Raw genomic sequence first — 22,639 nt, forward strand, 5'->3', positions numbered from 1 at the left:
GTTGGACTCCTTCACTTATTTAATTTTCTAGTTACTATTTTCTCGATTAATCTCCAAGGAAGAATCCTTTTTAGTATTGATAATGTTTTTGCACCTTTGCCGATAGTGTATCGGAATTTCGGTTTTCTTTGTTTACTAATCTTGACGATTAGTTTTGCTACTTCGACTGGGTCCGAACCATGATTCGCTGATGCTTGTGCATATTTATATAAATTTTGTTTAAATTGATTCGTTTGATTATTTATTATTTTGACCTTCTCTAGGCCCTTTTCCCAAATTTTTGTTTTGTATGAAGCAGGCTCAACGACAGAGACAAATATACCTTTTGGAAGCAATTCTAACCTTAGACTTTCACTTAGTCCCTCAATTGCAAATTTTGACGTTGTATATGCTGACATACCTGGAAATCCAAAGAATCCGCTCACACTGCTCATATTAATAATTTTTGTGCCCTTAACCTTTTCTAATAAAGGTAAAAATGTTTTCGTAACTTGATAAGTACCAAAAATATTTGTCTCTTGTTGTATGGTCCACTCGTTAATCGTTATATCTTCTAAGAAGCCGCCTTCGCAATATCCGGCATTGTTAATCAGTATATGTAATTGACCAAACTGTTCTTGAACATAAGATTTTATGTATTCAATCTCAGCAAGTTTTGTTACGTCCATCTGTTGTACAGTTAAATAATTAGATAAATCTAATTGCTCTACTTTTTGTATTAATTCTAATTGTTTATTTAGATTACGCATAGTAGCGATGACGGTATATCCACTTTTTAATAGCTCTATTGTCATACTTAAACCGAGACCACTATTAGCACCAGTTATTAATGCAACCTTCATTATAGACTTCCTTTCCTTGTTGCTGGGCTTTCATATTATTATATACGATTTAATTATATTTGCATGAAATACTCATAAAGAGAAATACTAAACGATGAACTATTCATCATGAGTGAAAAGTAGGTGAAAACAATGACTAAAAAAGGTATTCAAAATTCAAGCATTGAACAAATTCAACATGACCATGAGACAGAATCAGCATTTAAAGAAGATAATGTAAAAAAACAAAACAAAAATGCTAAACGTAATAAGTAGTCGATGATTCAAAGGGCAGACGCCTCCAACATCCATTGATATATAGTCACTTTCACTTCATTCTATATATTTTGAGTTGGTGGGTTTGTCCTTATTTATAAGGTTTAATACACGGAATCTATAAACAATTTGTGTCTCAACGATGATTACTTTATAAGAAGTATTTTTTCATTAAAAACTCTACTAGTAGCTATTTGAAGGTGTCTCATCTGAAATGATAATCAAGCAATAGTAATAAGGATAGATAAAATGAAGAAAGGGTTGATATGAAAATGAATCATTTAAAGGCAATCATGATTAAAATGGCTGCAACCTTTTTACTCCTAGCCTTTATTCTTGGATTTGTGTTTAATTATACTTTTGGTAATATATTAACAGTTACCCTCTTACTAGGGGTCATTTCATATGTTCTTGGGGACTTATTATTACTACCACGTACTCGAAATATCACTGCCACAATCTCAGATTTTGCTCTGGCCTTATTATTTACTTGGTTCTACCTATCAAATATTACCCCTAATGGTTATCGACTATTTCTAGTTTCATTATTAGTCGGAATTGGTGTGTCTTTATTTGAAGTTTTTTTTCATCGATATATGAAACGAGATGTCATTACGGAAGGCAAGTCTAATTTTAACGTGAACCACAATCTCCAGTATCAAACTGAAGCATCAGAAGAACTTAATCCAAATGTTCAGAAAAAAAATAACAAGGACTAAATATTAATATACTGTTATTTAGGATTGAAAAAGGGCTGTCATATATGTGGCAGCCCTTTTTTATATGATTATATATCAGTAAATTAGGTAGCACTAGTAAGTTTGTATGAAAAGAGGGTGACTTGGAGACCATTCTGCATAGCAAACATCTTTTGAATTTGATATTCCTTCAGAATTTAATTGGTGTAATAGCCAGTCTTTATCTACACCAGCCTTTTTTAAATTTATCTCTAAAATTTCACCATCACTAATTAGTGTGATTGGGAGATGTCTGGTGCCATTTTTTAAATTTAAATCACTAGTAGTTGGTTTGTCTGCCTCAAACTGTCGGATAACACTAATACTACCATTTGTTTCTAAAATAGCGTATTTTACTTCTTTTAGTGAAAATACATCCTTTGACCTTAATAATTGTTGAAGCTGGTCCACATCTAATTGATTTTTTTTCAATTCCCGCCAATCGAGCTTCCCATCATTAATTATCATTGAAGGCCTTCCTTCAAAGAGATAGCGGAATTTTCTCGATTTTTGAGTAATAAACTCTGTTAAAAAGATTAGTAATCCCCAAATCGCAATCGCAAATATGATTTTTGGTAATCCGATTTTGTCATCAAAAATGGCACTTCCAACAAATTCTCCTACGACAAGAGCGGAAATAAAGTCAAAAGGAGTAATTTGACTAATTTGTGTCTTCCCTAAACACTTAACAAGAATTAATAACACAAAATATCCACCGATTATTTCAACTAATATTTGTAGAAACATACTTTTTGCATCCTCCATACAATTGATAAGTAATTTTTATAAAGTGGCATAAGTATTACCCCTCTCTCCATCCAACGAGTTTCAAAATCTGATCCAATCATCACTGATAAAATTCGAGTAAAAAACACAATCATTTTAATAAGAACCTTTGAAAAAAACACGCGCGAATCTTCACACGTGTTTTTTGAAGTTAATCCATTAATATAGTTTGCTTTATTAGGTAATTTATACAATCGTACATGTTTTCATCTAGTTTTTAGGGACATCAAACTAATTAAAATTCAGGCAATTCATTAAGGTTATTTTCTTTTATTCCGTCTGGTTCACTTCGAAGAATATCTCGACCGTACTTATGAAATACATCTACATGTGCTAATTGGCCTGATTTTGCTTCATGAAGAGCTTGTACATAATCAAGCTCTCGACCGGATTCCGTTTTAAAAGCAATTAAATCTCCACTTTCATTCTTTCTCACTGCTACAATTTGTTCTTTTGTGGAACTCTCGTTTAGTGAGTGATTATCCTGCGTATTTGCTTGTTTATATTGATTGTATATTTGTTCAAAGCGGTCCATGTATTTCACCTCTATTTTTTTGTCTGTGCAATCTGTGGTAAGAAATTATTTCATTTGCACTAGGAAAGATAATATAAAAATTGAACAGCCGACAATTGACATGCCAAATGCTCCTAGCTTATTTTTATCTTTCATTAAAACATATGCATGACCAAAGCTATATAGTGTGCCGATTAAGACAATAGCCCATAAAAGTAATTTCACTAATCCTTCACCTTTTCCATTTCGGATTCTTTTATTTGTTTACCAAACCCAAATACTTCAGCTTTTACCTTAATGTCAATATCTGCATAGGGATAATTTTTTTTTGTCCAATCCCACTCCTCATACTCTTTAACCGTTTTGAACAATGGTCTCACGTACAAAGACCAGTAAAACGGGTCAGATTTAAATTCCTTTTGTGACCTTTCAACAAGCTCTTCAAGGTTTTTCTTTATTTCTCTGCTGATGGTAGCTCTTAGTTTATTTAAATGTTTTTCATTTGATGAGTAATCGACCATACTTGGTGCTGATAAAATTTCTGCAGATATGGGTACTACCACATTAATCTTAGGAGGACCTTTTCTTAATTTGACTTTTACATCAGTTTGATCCTTCTTCTTTAGCCTAACAACGATTTTATATTGGTCATCGATTGGGTCTGTGTAGCTTACATACATATCTTCCATATCTAAGCTATTATCAAGGATCATTGCACTTCTCGTTTCTTCACCAGTGAGCTTACCAATCATTTTTCCTTCCTTAAATACAGCTGACCCGATAAGTTGTGCTTGGTTTCCGCCATCTTTTGGTACATGTCCGGCTATATATTGATCCTCTTCATTAAACTTACTTTCATCTTTTGCTTCTTTAACAGAACCGAACATAGATAGAAAAAGGTCAGCATCACCATCTGTAATCGCTAAAAACCTGTTTAAGCTAGATTCTGGCACTAAGCCAGTTTCGATTGAACGATCAATAACAAATTGGTAATAACGGTGTGGTCTAATTTGCATTTCTGGTTTATTCTTTTTAAGAAAATCAGAAGCTTTTCCATCTGTGACAATTAATTGGGTCTCTCTCCTTATTTCTCTCTCTTTCAAAGCTGTTCCAATAATTCTAAAGAAATAATCAGAGCGAGCTAATTCTTCTGAAACAACAATGACTTTCGATTGAATTAATGAAATTTGCCTTGTTACAAAGGAGTTTGCAGTATTTTTCGCTGTTACAAAGTCAGGAGCGGTTAAGGTGATAATTTCCTTTTCACCTGTTTCACTTGTGGCTCCTTGCATATTCTGTTTTGGATTAGAAAATTGAAATGTTACATCAAAGGCTTGATCCTTTTCAAGGTCAATTCCTTCTGGTATATCTAAACCAATTGCAATCGCATATGATATCTCTTCTAACTCCTTACGATCCCAACAACCTGTAAGGAATGTTAAAACAAAAAAAAGTAAAAGAGGGATTTTAAGACGATTCATTTGTTTTTACCCCCTTAAATTTCGAAAAAATCCAAAGGATAAAAGGCAAAGTTAAAAAGATATATTTGAACTGGTAAACAATATCAGACTTAATGAAAAATATGTTTAGTATATCATTTTCAGGAATCATCCCTAATATTAGGATAAGTATCGTAATTGGGAGTAACGTGTGTTCAAACTCTTCAATATGAAAGACAAATCCGAAAATTTTACTTGTAATATATATATAGACAGTAAATTTGACGAATACAGCTAGTAACCAAAAGGTAATAAAGAATGTTTCAATATTTGTAATCGCCTTTCCGATTGAAACAAAACGAATTGCTTCATTAAAAGGATAAGTGATTTTGTCCAAACTGCGATAATCAAAAATTAACGCATATAGCAGCAATAATAATGACATGAGTATTACGGTAAAAATCGCAGAGCTTACGATACCCTTCGCGTAAGTTTTATGTTTCTTTACAAATGGGTACATGATTGCAAGAAGAAATATATCAGAAAAAACAGAGGTGAATTTAAAGCTAGCCTTTGCCAACTCGGGATAACCTAGTCCGAATAGCGGAAACATTCGATTTATTTGTATTTCCTTAAAAAGCAACAAGTAAAGTAATGATAATGCTAAAAGTATATATGGTACGACCATAAACGCTACGGAACCTATTGTCTCCCAACCTCTTTTTGCGCCCCACAAACAAACAACTAATAACAAGATATATAAAATAAACATAGGTGTTTTCGGTAAGTTAATAGTGATTAATTGGTCTGAATAACTTCTAGTATCAATTGCTGTTTTCGTTACGGCATATAATAGGAAAGCTAAACCAATAACAAAGGCAATTTTTCTCCCTAATAGAAGTTGTGTTATCTCAAAAAGGTTTTTAGATTTGTATTTCTCTAATAGTTGATTCAAAACTAGTAAAGAAGGTAGGATGATTAAGAAAGAAAAGATCACTACCATCCATGCAGCGTTAAGACTATGCTCAAAAAGAAGTGTTGATGTCATATCACTTGCTTTAGTTCCAACAATTATAACAATGATTGAGAACAATTCTTTAAAGCCTATTACATCTTTTTCTTGAGTAACCATTGTCACACCTAATTTCACTAAATTATTATTTTACACCCTTTTTTAAATCCTTCGTTTTTAAATAACCAGGTCTTATTGCTTCACTTTTTAAAACTTTTCTAAACAATGTATCATTAGAAGATTTATACGTTGGTGTTAATGGTGCAAAGTAAGGGACACCAAACGATTTAAAAACAGTTACATAATATAACCCAATTAAAAAACATCCAACCATTCCAAAAATGCCCATAAAGCTTGCAGCAAAGAAAAAGCCAAATCTAGAAATTCGGATAGCGTAATTTAGATTTACATCACTTATCGCAAAGGAAGATAACCCCGTCATTGCAACGACGATAACGACAATGGGACTAACAACATTTGCTTCAACTGCAGCCTGTCCTAATATTAAAGCACCAACGATGCCGATTGTTGGTCCTATCGGTGCAGGTACACGGATACCGGCTTCACGGATTAATTCAAAGGCTAACTCCATTAGGAGTAATTCTAAAATAGCTGGGAAAGGTACCATCTCACGAGCACCGGCTATTGCTAGCAATAGGTCCGCAGGTAACATTTCACGATGATAGTTCGTTATTGATATGTAAATAGATGGCAAAAATAATGTGATAAAAACTGCAATTAATCGTAAAAACCTAGTAAAGTTACCAAAGATAAATCGTAAATAATGGTCATCAGCAGAATGAAGGAAAGTCCAAAAAGTTGCAGGAGTAACTAAAGCAAAGGGTGAGTTATTCATGATTAAAATAATATGGCCATCTTCAATATATGAAACAGCACGGTCAGGTCGCTCTGTTTGCAAGATTGTCGGAAATAGGCTGGTTTTACGGTCTTCAATAAGTTGAACAAGCAATCCTAAGTTTTGGACTGCATCTTTATTTACTTCCGATAATCTCGACTTTACTGTTTTAAGAACTTCTTTATTTGCAAGCTGCTTATTGTACACTAGGAATACATCATTATTTGAGCGTTTCCCAACAGTCATTTTCTCAACTTTGAAATCTTCACTTTTGATTTTTTTACGAATGAGCGAAATGTTTACATCAACTTTCTCGATGAATGATTCTTTAGGACCTAGCAATGTTGTTTCATTTTGCGGCTTTTCAACACTTCTTCCTGCTACTTTACCTGATTTTATTATGTGGACTTTCTTTTCTCCCTCTACTAATAGTACTGTTTCACCTGAATTTAGTTCCTTTAAAATATTCTTTAAACTAGTCTCTTCCTTTAGTGAACTTATACTAATACTTGATGGTATTTCGGTTTCCGTTTCATGTAAAATAAGAGGTTTTATTAATTGCTCCTCTATTAATTTGACATCAGTTAGAGAAGGGATAAAGAAGATTGCTGCCTTCTTGCTATTCATTTTTAATGTGAATTCTCTAACGACAAAGTCTATGTTTTCGGGGACAGAATAAATCTCTTTTATAAGTTCTACATCTTTTTGGATGTCCCAGGATAAATGCTTTTCATCTTGGTTAGTTTTATCAGAAGATTTATTTGTATCATCTTTCTTATGCTCTTTATTATTCTTAAAAAAAGGAAGCTTCTTCATCAATTATTCACTCCTAGAAACGATAGCTATGATGTAAAATCGATCTACCTTTTCATTAGAGTGCATGTAACTTACAATTTTATTCGTAAAATTTTACTTGATAGCTATTAATTATTAAGAGTGAATCGTCGATGAAAAGCACCCTATTAACAAATTGCTAAGACTTGAAACATAGTTACTCACTTCTCGGATTTAAATTATGTTGAATGGTATTTTGTACTTCCTCAATTTCTGCTTGGCTAGCGTCGATCGTTTTATACCAGCCATTTTCAGATAAAATATTGTAAAGGGCGTTATGGTTGCTCAAGGCTCTCTCATAACAGGCCATATAAATTTTTTGTAACTTAACATGACTTGTTTCCATGATTGTAGTTGCTAAACTTCGACATCGCCCTTTTTCTAACTCTAGGCATAATTGCAACATTTCACGGTTTGTTAACCCTCGTCCTTCTATATTATTAGGCATAGACACCATCTCCTTTTTGTTATTGGATATCTTGTGAACGATTAAAATATTTGGACAAATCAAGAATGTTTTCTTGGTGAAATTGTGCTAATTGTTCTAAAGTGTTTTTGAGTTGTTCATCATCACACAAAGTTGCGCACCAATTTATTGTTTTTGCAATAATCTCTTCCGCTCGTAATTCGTCCTCAATAAATGTCAATTCTTTAGTTGTTAGTGAAGCCAAATTTTATCACCTCATATTGTTGATTTAGGATTTAAAATGCGAATATTGTTATACATATCTGTGAAAGCATGCACCTATTCAAGCTAATTAAGTACGATAGGTTCATAATGTATTAATCCTTGGACATCGAAAAAAAACAACTACCTCAAAATTTACGGAAATGCCCTTTAAGCGTTAGTATTCATATTAGTATTTAATTTTATCCCAGATTGCAAGGCAAATCTAAATCCATCTTTTCGAGACAAGTATAAATGTAAAAAAAAGGGTGACTTATAAGTGTCCACCCCTCTAGCAAACATGACTATAAGCTAGTTACGTTTGAGGGGGCCGACCACAATAGAGTCACCCTTTATTATTTAATTATCTATTATTGGAATTAATTGGATTAATAGTATAAATAATGAATCATACTTAGCTTAAATACTTAGAGTAAAGCATCTGCTGAAATTATTTCTAATGTAAGATGCTTTGAATGAGATAAATCAATTTCATATGGTTGCACTTTCTGATTATCTTGATCCTTAATGATACGGATTAAAGGTCTACCTACAGAATGAAAATTATAATGCACGACAATGCCTGTTCTTCCATCATTTAATTTTACAGTTAGTCCAGGTGGATAAATAGCGATACAGTTTCTAAATAGTTCAATTTGTTTTTTCTCAAATTGTGTCCCACTTCCAGAATAAAGTACTTCTAGTCCTTTGTGAGGGAGCATTGCTGGGCGATAAACTCTTTGGGAAGTTACTGCATCAAAAACATCAGCAACACTCAAAATCTTTGCATATGGATGAATGTTGTTGGAAGTTATACCTCGGGGATACCCTTTTCCATCGATTCTTTCATGATGTTGGAGTGCACAATGTGAGATGACTAGAGGTAAACCATGGACCTTCCTAAGAATTTCAAAACCAAGTTTGGTATGCAATTTAATTAAGTTAAATTCTTCATTTGTCAACTTATCTGGTTTGTTTAATACCTCAGGTGGTATAAACATCTTACCTAAATCATGCAATAATGCTCCTAGGCCAATTTCTTCAATCTCTTTACGTGGAAGCCCATTTTCAATTGCAAGCTGGCATGAATAGATGGCGACATTTAAGGAGTGCGTATATAAGTGATTATCAACAATTTTAGTAGTTGCAAGAAGGTTTAGTGCCGTGCGATTTTCTACTAAGCTTGTCGTGATATTTTTAAAGGTTTTTTGTAATTGGTCAATAGACTTACTAGATTGCATCATACCTTGTATGTTTGATGTGTTAGACGTATATTCAGCGATTGTTGTTAATCCACTCGTTACAGCCTCAATAGATTCAACCCTTAGTTCCTCAGGTATAGATTCCACTACTTCTATTCCCTCTGAATCATCGTCTTCTATATAGATTGTAAATACATTGAATTGAGTAAGTCTTTTTATGAGGCTATCAGATAAAATCGTTCCTTTAGCTAACAGAATTTTGCCATTCTCATAATAAATCGATTTTCCTAATCGATAACCAGACTCGCTACGATTTAATGTTATTAAGCGCATCTTTTTAATCTCCTGACGAAAGTAGTCCTTACAAGTTCGTTCTTAATATTTATAAAATAGAATATAATTTAATTTTTTGGTGTGATATATTGTCGATTATAGTAGAAATGATACATTAATTCAATTATTTACATTGGTACATAAGAATTGTTATGTTCATTTTGTTGTTGAATATTAGTGCGAATGGGGGTGAATGCAGAGCTATATACTAGGTATTTAGGTGGTTTTTATTTTAGGTATATCAATTTATAATGAAATATAGTAATAAAGTTTGGATGTTTTCAGATTACTAGTCAAATTTTACTGTCAGGTTGTCAGCTATACTGATGTAATATGAAAAGGCTAGCTGTTTTAATATCGGATAAAATTGCTAGCCATTTTAACTATTGTTTATTTCATTAAATTATCAACTTGCTTAATTTTTGTACCAGGATAATAATAGTCAATAATTTGCTGATAACTATTACCACTTACGCCCATGTAATGTGCACCCCATTGGCTCATCCCTACACCGTGGCCAAAACCTCTACCTTTCATTACATATGCATCATTTTCTACGGTAAGCGAATCAATAAAATAACTCTTAAATAAATTACCTCCAATTAATGGTCTGATTTTATTTAAATTGACTTGATTAAAACTGATTTCATCATAGAGGATAGTACCATCAATTAATCTTTGTAAAAACTCGACTTTTATTGAACCAGTAGTAGAACGTTTTGATTTAAGAGTCTTTGATGAGACTTCAAACATAGGTATTGATAAAATTTTAATTTCACCAGGATATCCATTTGCTTGTAAATATTTCTTCATTGAGTTTGTAATCTCTGTGTCCTTTTCCTTTGCATTCTCCCACCAGTTATCATCTAATTCATCTTGATCATTAAGATTAATCTGTGTTTTGTGAAGTTTGAATTTCCATGGATTTACAGGGTCGTATTGATCTTCTTTAATAGGAAAATACGATTTTGGCTGTGCTCCCCAAACATGAGCATTATTTTCAGTTATTCCTCCATTACTTGCTGAATAAAAAGCATCAATTAGACGGTCGTTATAAGTGATAACTTCCCCTTTTGTATCATTTACTGCCTTAGTTGTACTTTCACTCCACGTAAATCCACCATATACTTGAAATTTAATCGTATCGTCCAGATCATCATTTATGTGGGAAATTGCATACGTTCTAGCCGCTAATGTTTGCGCTTTTAATGTTTCAATGCCCCAAGATGGATAGACTTCAAATGGAACAACACCTTTTAGATAATCTTCGACAGGTAATTGATTTACTGGTCTAATCGTATTGTTTTTTTCTTTAATAAATTCCATTGCGCCTAAGTAGGGGCGGTCATTAATGGAAACTTGATGGGTATAATCATAACGCTTCGGAAGTAATACAAGTGTATCAGACATTAATGCTTCACCTTTACGATTTCCCTCTTTTAGAACAAATTTCCCGCCTTTCATTGTGAGTTTGTAAGTAATATTTTCTTTTAATGGAACTGTTTCACCTAGGATTTGATACTGTCCAGAAACCCGAAAAGTCAGCTGGCTCGATTCGCCTATATGTTGGACTAGTTTTACTCTAACTAAATCTTCTGCACGAGCTTGAAAAGGATAGAGAAACAACAAAGATAAACTTAGTAATATTATTTTTTTCATAAGTTTATCTTTCCAGAAAGTATTCATTTTCATTCAAAAAGGTAAACTTATCTTTATATAGGAAAACTTTTCACTGTTTTTGTTGCTTATAATGAAAGTGCTTTGTAAGCTAGGTTTACGTCATTCTTTAGCATTGCATGTAAGTCATAGGAAGGATAATAACCTCTCTCGTACATATAGTTAAAGATTGTTGCGTTTAAGATAACGTTATTATGTAAACTTATAATAAAAAGTACTGCCCTTAAGTTGTTCTTAAAGACAGTACCGTCTATGTGAGATTATTAATTTTGAAAATATGTCGTCGTATTGAACGGTTATTTCATTTTCAACCATTTAAAAAAGCTTACCTTTCCATTGCCTTCACATGAGGAACATGAAATGATTCCCTCTCCATCACAAGAATCACATTTTAGATTACCATAACTAAAACCTTCTCCTGAACAATTTTGACAGTTCTCAAATCTAGTTCCATTACAGCTTTTACATTTCATGAAGTTCCCTCCTGCTAAAATTATGGAGCGAGCAGCAAGTGAGAGTAACGAAAGTGAATTAGCTTCAATTGATTATTCGATTGCTCCTAATTCATTTTATTTAATTGGTAACACACTTATGAATGAATAATATTACATTTTAATAATAAAATCATTACAATTATAGAGAAAGACAAGTAGAATCTTGCACTTTTAACATATGTAAAAGTTTTGTTTATCGATAACAAACTTATTTTAGCTCACCACGTACTATATTCTTATATGTACAAATTTATGAGGGAAGTTTGTATAAGTTAGGGATATTGTCTATGGTAGTATTGAGAAATGTCAGTTTGTAGAATAATAACGGTATTAAGAAGTTTTTATAGTAATTTTTTAAGCAATCTTTTCAGACCACTTTCCGCTTTCTTTCCCTCTATTTGTGAATTGTTTCCTTTAGAAATTGTAATATTATCTGTATTAATTGCTTCCTGTTCAGCTAACACCAGTCCATATTTTGAATTATATTCTTTATTGGTAGAAATCGTGTATTTTATGTTTAATTTATTCGCTAATTTTATATAATCAGATAAATATTGGTAATTCATATTACCATTTAAATATAATGTCGCATCCTTACTTTCTTTCATTCGCTTTTCTATTTCTATGTATGTACCCTTTTCACGCACTTGTTCTTTTGTTAGGACAACGATAACCCTTTCTCTTAAGGTTCCTAAATATAAACGTCTTTCATCAGGATTAATTTCACGTACACCGTGTATTCCTTGTTGTACATATTCATCTAGTTTGTCGCTCATTTAAGTAGCCTCCATTTCGTAATAGAATAAATAACCAGATTTTTTATACCGATAAAAAATTGCTAGGTCAGACCATTTTCATCTGACCTTGACTAGCATTATCGTTGACCTGCTGCTTTTTCTACCTGTGTTTGATGAGAGGAATCTGCTTTACCATCAACATGTCTTGTACTATTAGCAAAATATACATCAAAATGACCGGTTATTCCGTTATCTTTAATATACTCTCGTTCATGTGGCATAAAGCTCATGCTTGCGGCAATTTTTCGTCCATCAATTTCTAGAATAACTGCTCTAGGTGTCCAGGAAAAGCCGCCCCAAATTGATTTTGCTATCTCCGTATCTTTTGACGTTAGTGTTTCAGAATCTGCATGATTTGCTCCAACCGTTCGCTGGATGTAAAAACTTTTTCCTGTTGAAAAGTCTGTCACTTTTGCTGTTTTACCAATTGTGAAAATATACTGTGCTTCTGTCCACCAATCTAAATATTCACCGTGTTTAGCGCTAACGACTTCTTTTGTTGCGATATTATGAACGGGTATTTGTAGCTTTTGTCCGATTGTTAATCGACTATTTAGTGATAAATTATTTGTTCTCAGTAATTCAGTTTGTGGAATACCGTATTTTATGCTTAAATCCCAAATTGTATCACCCGATGCAACGGTATGTGTAATAAATGTAACCGTGTTAGTACCTAATGTAGAGGGTTTGTTTAGTCCGTCTGGTATAGTCAGTGCTTGACCAACAAATAATTGATCAGATGATAAACGGTTAGCCATACGAATACTATCAATGGTTACATCAAATCGCTTCGCTAATCCACTCAAACTATCACCTGGTTGTATTGAATAAACAAATGTTTCTCTTTCTATTTGTTTATTTTCTATCTTTTGTTCTCCTGATGGAATGATTAATTTTTGTCCTATCTGTAGAGAAGTAGATGTTAGATTATTTACAGTACGTATTTGATCTACAGTTGTACCGTTGTTTTGTGCAATTGACCATAAACTGTCACCAGCAACAACGGTGTAAGTAGAAACATTAGTTTCAGTTTCTTCTTCTCTTATTGGTTCAGTAGTAGGTGAATGAGCTTCAGGTATAGTAAGTACTTGTCCTATTTTAAGAATGTCGCTTGTTAGTTGATTTACTGCCCGTAGCTGGTCAACAGAAACACTATAGCGCTTTGCGATAACGGATAAACTATCACCAGCGACAACGGTGTAAGTAGCAACGGAAACATTAGGTTCAGTCTCTTCTTTTATTGGTTCAGTAGTAGGTGCATGAGCTACAGGTATAGTGAGTACTTGCCCAATTCGCAGAGTGTCACTAGTTAGTTGATTCAAGGTCCGTAGTTGGTCAACAGAGATATTAAAGCGCTTTGCAATAACTGATAAGCTGTCACCGGCAGCTACAGTATATTGATTATCCAATGTATTGCTAGTCGCATTTGTATTTTCATTTGTTATTAGTAGCGGGATAATTAATTGCTGCCCCAAATATGTTTGGTCGTTAGTTAGCTTATTAGCTTGCTTAATGGCGTCTACAGTTGTACTATATTTTTTTGCAAGCACTGTTAAGTAATCGCCTGCTACGACCGTATGGATCGCTTTTGGAATAATAAGTTCTTGATTTACTTTTAAAGTGTCTGAAGATAGATGATTTGCTCTTTTAATATTATCGACGGTTGTATTGAATTTTTGTGAAATCTTCCATAAAGTATCACCACTTGTAACTTCATAATAAATCATTGCAGATTGAATTTCGCTCTTTGGTAGCTCTGCTGCTTTAGCACTATCAGTATGCCCAACTAATGAAAAGGTTGATATAACTATCCCACCAAGGAGAACTTTCGCAAAATTTACTTTTAAATGTGGATATTGTCTATTTATTACATGCTTGGCTGTTTGCAGCAAGTCCATTTTTCGTTCAGGTGATTCGCCTAATTCTGCTGCAAATTCAGTATATAATTCATCAAGATGGATCTCTAGAAAGTATTGATTCGGGTCGGATGTATCTTTTTTTAATACAATCTTTTTAAAATACTCCAATGTTCATTCTCCTTTTTACCTGTCATACACTACATATAGCATTTAACAAAATAATAAAAACAATGCTAGTTATTTTCTAGGTAAAGTCTAAATCAAACTACGGTTTACCAATATTATAAGATTATGTAAAGGAGAAGGAAAAAAGCTGCAATACCCGTCTTTTTGGGTGTTGCAGCTAAAAATATTATTTGTTTGCAAGTCGCTCGATTAGAGTTGCTAGTAGGAGTGTACGTTCGACAAGACTAGGTACTTCTAAATATTCTTTTTCACTGTGAGCATTTCCGCCAATAGGACCTAACCCGTCGATAGTCGCTATTCCTAATGAAGATGTAAAAGACGCGTCAGAACCACCACCTGTTTCTGTGTCTTCAATGATAATGCCAATTTCATCCCCTACATCTTGGATAATACGTAAAAGTGCACGAGTTTGTTTGTTTTTTACCATAGGTGGACGATTAATTTCACCTTCTATAGAAACTTTTGTACCGATTACATCGGAAGTTGAACATATTTCTTCTAATTTACCCTCTACAATGTTAATTTGCTCTTCTTTTTTTATGCGTACATCGATGTGAGCTTCTGCATGATCTGATATCGTATTAATACTAGAACCGCCTTCAATTAGTCCTACATTTACACTTATTCCAGTTTTATAATCATTTAATTCATGTAGCTGTATAATTTTATGAGCAAGTTCTTCGATTGCACTACGTCCTTTTTCAGGCTCAATACCTGAATGTGCCGCTTTGCCTTCGACAATTAATGTGTAATTTCCTTTACCTCTTCTTGCGGTTACAACTGAACCATCTTTTCTAGCTGGCTCCATAACAAGAGCGAATTTGCATCCCTGCGCTTCTCTTTCTATAATCTTTCTTGATGAAGGTGAGCCGATTTCTTCATCACTATTTAGAATGATTTTTAGATGTTTGTAACTATCAAAGTTCTCATAAATTAAAGCTTTTATCGCATATAAAACTGAAACAAGGCTTGATTTCATATCAATGACGCCAGGCCCGTATGCACGGTTACCTTCAATTCGGAAGGGTCTTTCTTTTGCTGTTCCTATTGGAAAAACCGTATCGAGATGGGCAAGTATTATAATTTCAGGTTTCTCTATATCTTTGTGCTGTATAATCAGATGATTACCAAGTTCCATTTCTTTTGCCACAGAAACAGTAAAACCTAAATCTTGAAAACATGTTTCTAGAAAAGTACCAATCTTATCAACACCATGCTTATTAGTTGAACCACTGTCGATATTAACGAGTTTTTCAACTAATTGTAGCATTTCCCCTTGATGCTTGTGTAAAAAGGTTTCCATGTAGCTTGTTCCTACTTTCTATCTTCATTCAAACAGGGTTTGCATCCTTGTCATAACAAAGGATTTGAAAGCCATAGATAACCTTAATTGTTTTCTTCCTCGATTATTACGGCTAAATTAAATAAAAATTCGTAAATGAATAAGTAAGCTTCACCTATTGTAAAGTCTGATTTAAAATTGTAAATATCATTTAAAGTAAGGTTTATTTCCCAAATACCTTCATTTTGATTAAAGAGCAAATCGAAGGTCGTAGGTGATACTGACATTTGTTCATTTAAATATTGTTTTATTTGCTTTTCCTTTTTCTTTGGTTGTTTTAATCCTAACATGACATCATATGTTTTAAACACATCATCTAACTCAAGTGAAATTGCGTCAATACCTAGATTTTTAAACCATATTGTTTCTATATAGATAAACTCTTCAATATTGATTATTAAAAACTCTAACGGTTTATCTAAAAACTCAATTGTTTCTTGTCCGATTTCCTCTTCTGTTTCTTTATGTCCACGTTCAATATAAGCATCCATAAAGCGATGCTGAACGCTATTCTCAATCGTAATATTATCTATTGGTATGATTTCATACTTTTGAATATAATCTATTTCACTTTGTGAAAGTGGAAGCTTAATATTTACGGTAGCTGATTTTTGTTGATTAAAAGTGGTTTTAATATAGGTCTCAAATTCCTTTAATGACAATGTCTATGTCCTCCAATAGTAACTTTTATTAATTAGTATACCAATTTATCGAATGAACACACAAAATAGTGTCTTCTTATTCGAAGGTGTAAGTCAAACTTATACTTTACTGTTATTGATACTGTTGCTATTTTCAATACTCACTTTCATCGGGAAATTAATACTTTTAAAACTTAACACTTCTTATTTAATCTATTCCGTTTCAAGCTCTAATTCTAATATTACAGGACAATGGTCACTACCCATGATTTTTGTGTGTATAGAAGCTTCTGATATTCTTGGTGCTAATTCTTCTGAAACTAGAAAATAGTCTATACGCCACCCTATATTTCTTTCCCTTACTTTACTCATGTAACTCCACCAAGTGAACATATCCTCTTTTTCAGGATAAAGGTAACGGAAACTATCAACAAACCCTGACTTTAATAGAGTTGTCATTTTCTCACGCTCTTCGTCTGTAAAACCCGAATTCCCTCTATTTGATCGTGCATTTTTCAAGTCGATTTCTTGATGGGCAACATTTAAATCACCACAATAAATGACAGATTTTTTAGCCTTTAAATCTAGCAAATATTTTTGGATAGTATCTTCCCATTGAAGTCTTTCAGATAATCTTGTTAAATCCCTTTTCGAGTTAGGAGTATATACTGTCACAACATAATAATTTTTATATTCTAATGTAATGATTCGCCCTTCCTCTTCACTGTCATTGTCACCGATACCATAGGAGACTGTTAAAGGTTTATGTTTAGTGAAAATCGCCGTACCTGAATAACCTTTACGCAAAGCATAATTCCAATATTGGTCATAACCATCTAAATCTAATTCAATTTGGCCTTCTTGCAGTTTTGACTCTTGAATACAGAAGAAATCTGCATCGACCTCATAAAAATAATCTAAAAAACCCTTTTTTACACATGCTCTAATCCCATTCACATTCCACGAAACGAACTTCATTTTTGTATCTCCTTGCTATGAAAAAATCTATTAATCTAAAAATCTATTTTAGTCATACTAATTAGAATACCATAAATAAAAAATCGAAGTGATAAAACTCCTCAATTATTGTTCTTTGTTATCATAAAATGGTTATACATGATAATATATATAATCTTTGGTAAACTATGAATGAATATATACGTTAGGAGTTAAAACATCATGTTACTGCAACCAAATACATTTATTTTTAATCTCGGAATGGCAACTATACTATCCATCATTATCGGGATTGAAAGACAATTAAAGAAAAAACCGTTAGGCTTAAAAACGTGTTTAGTCATTGGGATTGTAAGTTGCTTACTGACAACTGTTTCGATTGAAGCATCTGAAAAATTTGCAGAAGCATACATCCGACCTATGGATCCGCTTAGACTGGCAGCCCAAATTGTATCAGGGATCGGCTTCCTTGGGGCAGGCGTTATCCTCAGAAGAAATAATGACATGATATCTGGCCTCACAACCGCAGCTATGGTCTGGGGGGCAGGTGGAATAGGCATAGCTTGTGGGGCTGGATTTTGGTTTGAAGCAACGGTTGCTACTTTCCTCCTTATATTCAGTGTTGAATTAATTCCATTTATATTTAAATATATTGGACCAAAGTCATTACGTGAACGGGAATTAAAGGTGAAAGTTATCGTAAATGCAGAGGATAAACTAACTAATATTTTAAAGGAATTAAAAAATCATAAGATGAAAGCGAGAAAAGTTAGAGTTAAAGACATTAAAAATGGAGAATTACAGCAATTAGATTTAATTTTATTAGTTAATGAAAATATTTATGTTACAGATGTTTACTATACGTTAAAACAAATTGACCATGTTATTAATGTTGAAATGGAATCTTTATAATGAGATTCCATTTATGCCTATTTCTTTGATTTTGTTGACCTCATGAAATTGACTATTTATATGTGCTTTAGTTAAATTAACTGATAAGGATCCCCTATCAATAAAGTGAATAAGAGTCGCACCGCGAGGCCTTATATTTCTGAAGATTATCTAATTTGAAAAACATTTCTTTAGAAGATTGTACGAAAGCATATGTTAGAAATCTGCATTCCATAATGATGAGCCAATATGATATAATGAATGAGTATTCATTCATGTTTGTAACTTTTGGGGTGGTAAAATGAAGAAAATTGGTCCATTGACTATTATTGAAGGTAAACATAATAGCAAAGTACCTTATTCAAGGAGTATATTTATTGAGACTGACCACTTGTTAATTGATGCTGGGGCAGAACGAGAACTACTAATCGATGTAGATAGGCAATATGGCATTAATACCATTTGTAACACTCATTATCACCCGGATCATACGAGATATAATTTTCTTTTTCCAAATGCTAAGAAATTAATGAATCCAGTAGAGTACGAGTTTTGTCAAACGGTTGAGGGCATAGCAAAACAAAATGGTGTATATGAAGAATGGGGAGAAAAAGGTATCGAGCGTTGGAAAAAGAGTATACCTTTAGATTGGTTACATGGCCTACAAGAGATCAATGGTACGTACGAATACAACAATGTTCATTCTTATGGAAATGTACAAATTACATTTATCCATACGCCAGGACATACGAAAGGTTTTTGTTGCCCATTTTTCCCTGATTTAGGGGTTGTCTATACAGGTGATTATGATATGACGTCATTTGGACCTTGGTATAATGGGTCGGACGGTAATATTAATGACTTTATAAAATCTGGTGAGCAATTATTATTGCTTGATGCTGAAATGTATATTACAGGACATCAGAAAGGGATTTTTAAAAGAGATGAATTTGCAAAGGAAATGAAAAAGTTCTTATCAATTATTTATGAACGTGACGAACGAATACGTGCTTATATAAAACAAGGTCTAACTTTTGATGAAATCGCAGAAATTGGTATCTTTTACCCTAAAAAGGCACTTGAGAATCATATATATCAGACATGGGAAAGAATTGGTATACGTAAACATGTTGAACGATTAAAGTGCTGATAAAACTAAAAGAGGCTGAGACAAAAGGTTTTAAAGACAAGAAAAATACGAACTATTAGATGAGATTTCAATACAACCTTCGTGTTGTTTTTGCAGGGTTGACGTTCTGGTTGATTGCAGCATGAGTACTCGCTTTCCGCTTAGTGGGTGGTGAGCCTGTCTAGCTTCGGCGGCTACCTGTTAACAAACTTCAGGTCACCTCCCTACGATAAGTCATCATCGATTCGTCTAAGGACTCACCGTGATTCCTAAATCTTTAGTCGATGCCCCTCCAGTTTGTACGTCGATGGGCAAGCCGCCTACACTTTTCGAACTCCTCGGAGTAAACTCATGTGGGGTCTCGCCTCTCCCACGCATCCCGCAGGAGTCTCTCAGGTCAGCTCCAATCAACCTTTACAGAATTTGAACATTGAACCCCTAAAAACTATGTTCGTATTTAACTAGGTTATTTTTGTTATGTCCCAGCCTTCATTTCAAAATGATAACTATATAACCATTCCTCGTAAATAGTCTTACGACATATATACGATTTAATCTTCTTCTGCTTCCATTATATCTTCAAAAGCATTTGATACTTTTTCGAATTCTTCGTCACTCTCGATTGGAGAGAAATCTCCGTCATCGTCAACTTTTAGAAAGAATACATCTATTTCTTCTTCAGATTCTTCGAGTATGTCATCTACAAAGCCGACAGCAACATAATCATTTGCTTCTAATGTTATAACAGCTAAAACCTCAACATCATTTTCTTCATTATCTTCTCCGGTAATTGTGAATACTTCACCGACTTCAATCTTTTCCATGTAAAAACACTCCTTCCGTTATGTATCGGACAAACATAATTAGTTTGTCAATAATTGCATAAATCATACAGCATGAACAAATAGATGATAACTTTATCTTAAAGGTGCAAATCCTTTTACGCTGTCAAGAATTTGTTCAATTTCTTCAATTACTTCCTGAGATAACACAACATCAACTGCACGAATGTTTTCTTCAATTTGTTCTGGTTTACTTGCACCGATGAGGGCAGAACTAACATTTGGTAATCGTAATACCCATGCTAACGAAAGTTGAGCCAATGATAAGTCGAGTTTATTCGCTAAATCATTTAATTGTTGTACACATTTTAATACATCCTCTTTGAGATAGCTATTTATTATACCATTTACTTCTTGATTGGCTGCACGACTCCCTTGTGGTAACTGTGCACCTGGCTTATATTTACCTGTTAAGATACCTTGAGCAAGTGGAGAAAAGACAATTTGTCCAATCCCTGCTTGTTCACTAACCGGCACGACTTCATCTTCAATATATCGTTCAAACATATTATAGATTGGTTGATTTGAGATTATCTTATGTAAGTTATATTTTTCTTGAGTTGCTGCAGCTTCATTGATTTGCGCTGCGCTCCATTCGCTAATACCTCCATATAAAATTTTCCCTTGCGTTATTAAATCATCAAATGCTCTTAATGTTTCTTCTGTTGGTGTTTCTTCATCATAGCGATGGCAATAATAAAGGTCGATATAATCTACACCTAATCTTCTTAAGCTTGCCTCACATTGTTCCATAATATGTTTCCTCGATAGTCCGCGGTCATTTGGACCATCTCCCATCGGAAAAAACACTTTAGTAGAAAGTACATAACTTGTTCGATCATATGGCTTTAATGCGAGCCCGATTGCTTCTTCTCCAGCACCTCTGTTATAGGCATTTGCTGTATCGAAAAAATTAATACCGCTTTCAAAAGCTTTCTGTATACATGCATTTGCTGCCTTTTGTTCTTGTGCTGTACCATATGTCAACCAACTACCTAATCCAATAGCACTAACCTTTAATCCGCTGCTCCCAACTCGACGGTATTGCATCTTTATCACCTAACCTTTTTATATTGTGGCTATACATCTTTCTATTCTATACTAATAATCAATATGTAGCACGTAAGAAGTTAGAAAAGTGACTGGTCATTAAAAAGCCTGCCAGTCACTCTTCTTTTCTCCTTTATTTTACAAGATCCTCTATTTCTTGAATAATTAATTGTTGAATTTCTTCCACCTTTGAAAAATCCATTGCATCGATATAATATGCCTCCAACTGGTCTCTTAACTCTTTCGCTTCTGCTAAATAGGATATCGCTTCTTTCATTTTATCCTTATATGCTTTTGTGGTTCGCTTAATTTCATCTTGATATTTTTCATCAGTGTTTGGGGCGATACATCTTTCATACATATCAACTATTTCATCTGACTCCCGATCTGGAAAATACTCATGTGGAGCTGTACTATCGAAAATTGCTATACCTAGCTCACGAATAATGACCATATCTAAACTATTTGGGTCGAAACCACAATGGTAAACCTCCACATCAAATCCTCTGGATTCACCATCTGAAACGATTTTTTTTAGCATTGTTGATTTACCAGAACCGGCTCTTCCTTTAATGAAGTATCTTTTAGGGACATCAGCTGTTAAGTTTTGGATAAAGTCAACTGCTCCATTAGGTGTAGCTGCACCCAGGAAACGATGTTTAATTGTTGGTTGTTTATTTTGATAACCGTTTTTAAAAATCTTATCTATTAACTCATCAGTAAGTTTATTAGCCTCAGTAAAGTTCATGTTTGATATATAAATTTCTTCAATTTCGTCGTGTGCACGTAATGCACTTGCAAACGTATCGTAAGCTTTATTAAAAGTAGCAGAAATTTTTTCGTTTAATAAAAGAATTTCTTGCTTATACTCACGTAATTTAGCTGAATTCCATGCAACACCTAAATTAATATACTCTTCGATGACACCAGGAGCCTTTGGTTCTATTACATGCGGTGCAGTACCGTCAACAATTCCTATTTTATATGAAGGCAAAATGATTCCATCGATTGAATTATTGTCAGAAGAACAATGTAAATATTCAAGGTCAATCCCTTTTGACTCCATGATTTGACCTATTTTATTCATTAAGGATGATTTTCCTGTACCTGGACCACCCTTTAATATATAAACACGCTCTAAACCTTCTAACGCACAATCATATAAACTATAAAACCCTTTTGCTGTGTTCCCACCTGCATAATAGTGGCGGATTGTTGTTGACATCTTTTTCACCCTTTCAGAGCTTTTCTCTTTCATATAATATGTTTCGACCTATTTAAGGGTGAATGCCTATTC

Annotated in this window: 24 protein-coding genes; 4 read left to right on the forward strand and 20 right to left on the reverse strand. The window is 33.5% G+C overall.

Annotated elements, in window-relative coordinates:
• Positions 1-11: 11 nt before the first annotated feature.
• A complete protein-coding gene (locus tag J2S19_RS05785; protein WP_307338588.1) occupies positions 12-842 on the reverse strand; it encodes an SDR family oxidoreductase in 831 nt (276 codons plus the stop codon).
• Positions 843-974: 132 nt separating this feature from the next.
• On the opposite strand from J2S19_RS05785, the gene J2S19_RS05790 reads away from it, so the two are divergent.
• Both J2S19_RS05790 and J2S19_RS05795 read left to right on the forward strand, forming a co-directional pair.
• The gene (locus J2S19_RS05790) at positions 975-1,097 is read left to right on the forward strand and encodes a biofilm-forming protein (protein ID WP_307339147.1); all 123 of its coding nucleotides are present in this window, start codon (positions 975-977) and stop codon (positions 1,095-1,097) included.
• A gap of 272 nt (positions 1,098-1,369) precedes the next feature.
• Positions 1,370-1,816, forward strand: coding sequence for a YndM family protein (locus tag J2S19_RS05795; protein ID WP_307338592.1), 447 nt, complete (start codon positions 1,370-1,372; stop codon positions 1,814-1,816).
• 93 nt (positions 1,817-1,909) lie between these two features.
• Here J2S19_RS05795 and J2S19_RS05800 read toward each other — a convergent pair whose 3' ends face one another.
• The 15 genes from J2S19_RS05800 to J2S19_RS05870 all read right to left on the reverse strand — a co-directional run bounded on the left by J2S19_RS05800 (position 1,910) and on the right by J2S19_RS05870 (position 17,451).
• Positions 1,910-2,581, reverse strand: a complete 672-nt coding sequence (locus tag J2S19_RS05800) for a YetF domain-containing protein (protein WP_307338595.1) — start codon at positions 2,579-2,581, stop codon at positions 1,910-1,912.
• Between the two features lie 274 nt (positions 2,582-2,855).
• Positions 2,856-3,155: a DUF3892 domain-containing protein gene (locus J2S19_RS05805; RefSeq protein WP_307338597.1), complete on the reverse strand. Its 300-nt coding sequence runs from the start codon at positions 3,153-3,155 to the stop codon at positions 2,856-2,858.
• Between the two features lie 45 nt (positions 3,156-3,200).
• Complete coding sequence (locus tag J2S19_RS05810; protein ID WP_307338600.1) at positions 3,201-3,359, reverse strand: hypothetical protein; 159 nt, start codon at positions 3,357-3,359, stop codon at positions 3,201-3,203.
• On the reverse strand, positions 3,359-4,615 hold the full coding sequence (locus J2S19_RS05815) for a Ger(x)C family spore germination protein (RefSeq protein WP_307338604.1): 1,257 nt from the start codon (positions 4,613-4,615) through the stop codon (positions 3,359-3,361). Before J2S19_RS05815 ends, J2S19_RS05810 begins: the two co-directional genes overlap by 1 nt.
• Positions 4,602-5,705 (reverse strand): GerAB/ArcD/ProY family transporter, encoded by a 1,104-nt coding sequence (locus J2S19_RS05820; RefSeq protein WP_307338607.1) that lies wholly within the window; start codon positions 5,703-5,705, stop codon positions 4,602-4,604. Before J2S19_RS05820 ends, J2S19_RS05815 begins: the two co-directional genes overlap by 14 nt.
• 25 nt (positions 5,706-5,730) lie before the next feature.
• Positions 5,731-7,257 (reverse strand): spore germination protein, encoded by a 1,527-nt coding sequence (locus tag J2S19_RS05825; protein WP_307338609.1) that lies wholly within the window; start codon positions 7,255-7,257, stop codon positions 5,731-5,733.
• Positions 7,258-7,432: 175 nt separating this feature from the next.
• Positions 7,433-7,723 carry a spore coat protein gene (locus J2S19_RS05830; RefSeq protein WP_307338612.1) on the reverse strand — a complete coding sequence of 97 codons (291 nt, stop codon included), beginning with the start codon at positions 7,721-7,723 and terminating at the stop codon, positions 7,433-7,435.
• Positions 7,724-7,742: 19 nt separating this feature from the next.
• Complete coding sequence (locus tag J2S19_RS05835) at positions 7,743-7,946, reverse strand: hypothetical protein (protein WP_307338615.1); 204 nt, start codon at positions 7,944-7,946, stop codon at positions 7,743-7,745.
• A 424-nt stretch (positions 7,947-8,370) separates the two neighbouring features.
• Positions 8,371-9,477, reverse strand: coding sequence for an HD-GYP domain-containing protein (locus tag J2S19_RS05840; protein ID WP_307338617.1), 1,107 nt, complete (start codon positions 9,475-9,477; stop codon positions 8,371-8,373).
• A 390-nt stretch (positions 9,478-9,867) separates the two neighbouring features.
• Positions 9,868-11,136, reverse strand: a complete 1,269-nt coding sequence (locus tag J2S19_RS05845; RefSeq protein WP_307338620.1) for a SpoIID/LytB domain-containing protein — start codon at positions 11,134-11,136, stop codon at positions 9,868-9,870.
• Positions 11,137-11,989: 853 nt separating this feature from the next.
• Positions 11,990-12,424, reverse strand: a complete 435-nt coding sequence (locus J2S19_RS05850; protein WP_307338623.1) for a YueI family protein — start codon at positions 12,422-12,424, stop codon at positions 11,990-11,992.
• Positions 12,425-12,522: 98 nt separating this feature from the next.
• Positions 12,523-14,472, reverse strand: coding sequence for a LysM peptidoglycan-binding domain-containing protein (locus J2S19_RS05855; protein WP_307338626.1), 1,950 nt, complete (start codon positions 14,470-14,472; stop codon positions 12,523-12,525).
• Positions 14,473-14,656: 184 nt separating this feature from the next.
• On the reverse strand, positions 14,657-15,793 hold the full coding sequence (locus J2S19_RS05860; RefSeq protein ID WP_307338630.1) for a M20 family metallopeptidase: 1,137 nt from the start codon (positions 15,791-15,793) through the stop codon (positions 14,657-14,659).
• A gap of 83 nt (positions 15,794-15,876) precedes the next feature.
• Positions 15,877-16,494, reverse strand: a complete 618-nt coding sequence (locus J2S19_RS05865; protein ID WP_307338633.1) for a branched-chain amino acid aminotransferase — start codon at positions 16,492-16,494, stop codon at positions 15,877-15,879.
• 192 nt (positions 16,495-16,686) lie between these two features.
• A complete protein-coding gene (locus J2S19_RS05870; protein WP_307338636.1) occupies positions 16,687-17,451 on the reverse strand; it encodes an exodeoxyribonuclease III in 765 nt (254 codons plus the stop codon).
• Positions 17,452-17,652: 201 nt separating this feature from the next.
• Here J2S19_RS05870 and J2S19_RS05875 point away from each other — a divergent pair, with 201 nt between their 5' ends.
• Both J2S19_RS05875 and J2S19_RS05880 read left to right on the forward strand, forming a co-directional pair.
• Positions 17,653-18,342, forward strand: a complete 690-nt coding sequence (locus J2S19_RS05875; protein WP_307338639.1) for an MgtC/SapB family protein — start codon at positions 17,653-17,655, stop codon at positions 18,340-18,342.
• Positions 18,343-18,622: 280 nt separating this feature from the next.
• Positions 18,623-19,471 carry an MBL fold metallo-hydrolase gene (locus J2S19_RS05880; RefSeq protein WP_307338642.1) on the forward strand — a complete coding sequence of 283 codons (849 nt, stop codon included), beginning with the start codon at positions 18,623-18,625 and terminating at the stop codon, positions 19,469-19,471.
• Between the two features lie 228 nt (positions 19,472-19,699).
• Here J2S19_RS05880 and J2S19_RS05885 read toward each other — a convergent pair whose 3' ends face one another.
• The 4 genes from J2S19_RS05885 to J2S19_RS05900 all read right to left on the reverse strand — a co-directional run bounded on the left by J2S19_RS05885 (position 19,700) and on the right by J2S19_RS05900 (position 22,567).
• Positions 19,700-19,828, reverse strand: coding sequence for a hypothetical protein (locus tag J2S19_RS05885; RefSeq protein ID WP_307338645.1), 129 nt, complete (start codon positions 19,826-19,828; stop codon positions 19,700-19,702).
• Between the two features lie 173 nt (positions 19,829-20,001).
• Positions 20,002-20,274 carry a DUF1292 domain-containing protein gene (locus J2S19_RS05890; RefSeq protein WP_307338647.1) on the reverse strand — a complete coding sequence of 91 codons (273 nt, stop codon included), beginning with the start codon at positions 20,272-20,274 and terminating at the stop codon, positions 20,002-20,004.
• 93 nt (positions 20,275-20,367) lie between these two features.
• Entirely contained in the window at positions 20,368-21,342 is a 975-nt protein-coding gene (locus J2S19_RS05895) for an aldo/keto reductase family protein (RefSeq protein WP_307338650.1), read from the reverse strand.
• A gap of 133 nt (positions 21,343-21,475) precedes the next feature.
• Complete coding sequence (locus J2S19_RS05900) at positions 21,476-22,567, reverse strand: PRK06851 family protein (RefSeq protein WP_307338653.1); 1,092 nt, start codon at positions 22,565-22,567, stop codon at positions 21,476-21,478.
• Between the last annotated feature and the right edge of the window lie 72 nt (positions 22,568-22,639).

The organism is Metabacillus malikii (assembly GCF_030813355.1).
GTDB classification, from domain to species: domain Bacteria; phylum Bacillota; class Bacilli; order Bacillales; family Bacillaceae; genus Metabacillus; species Metabacillus malikii.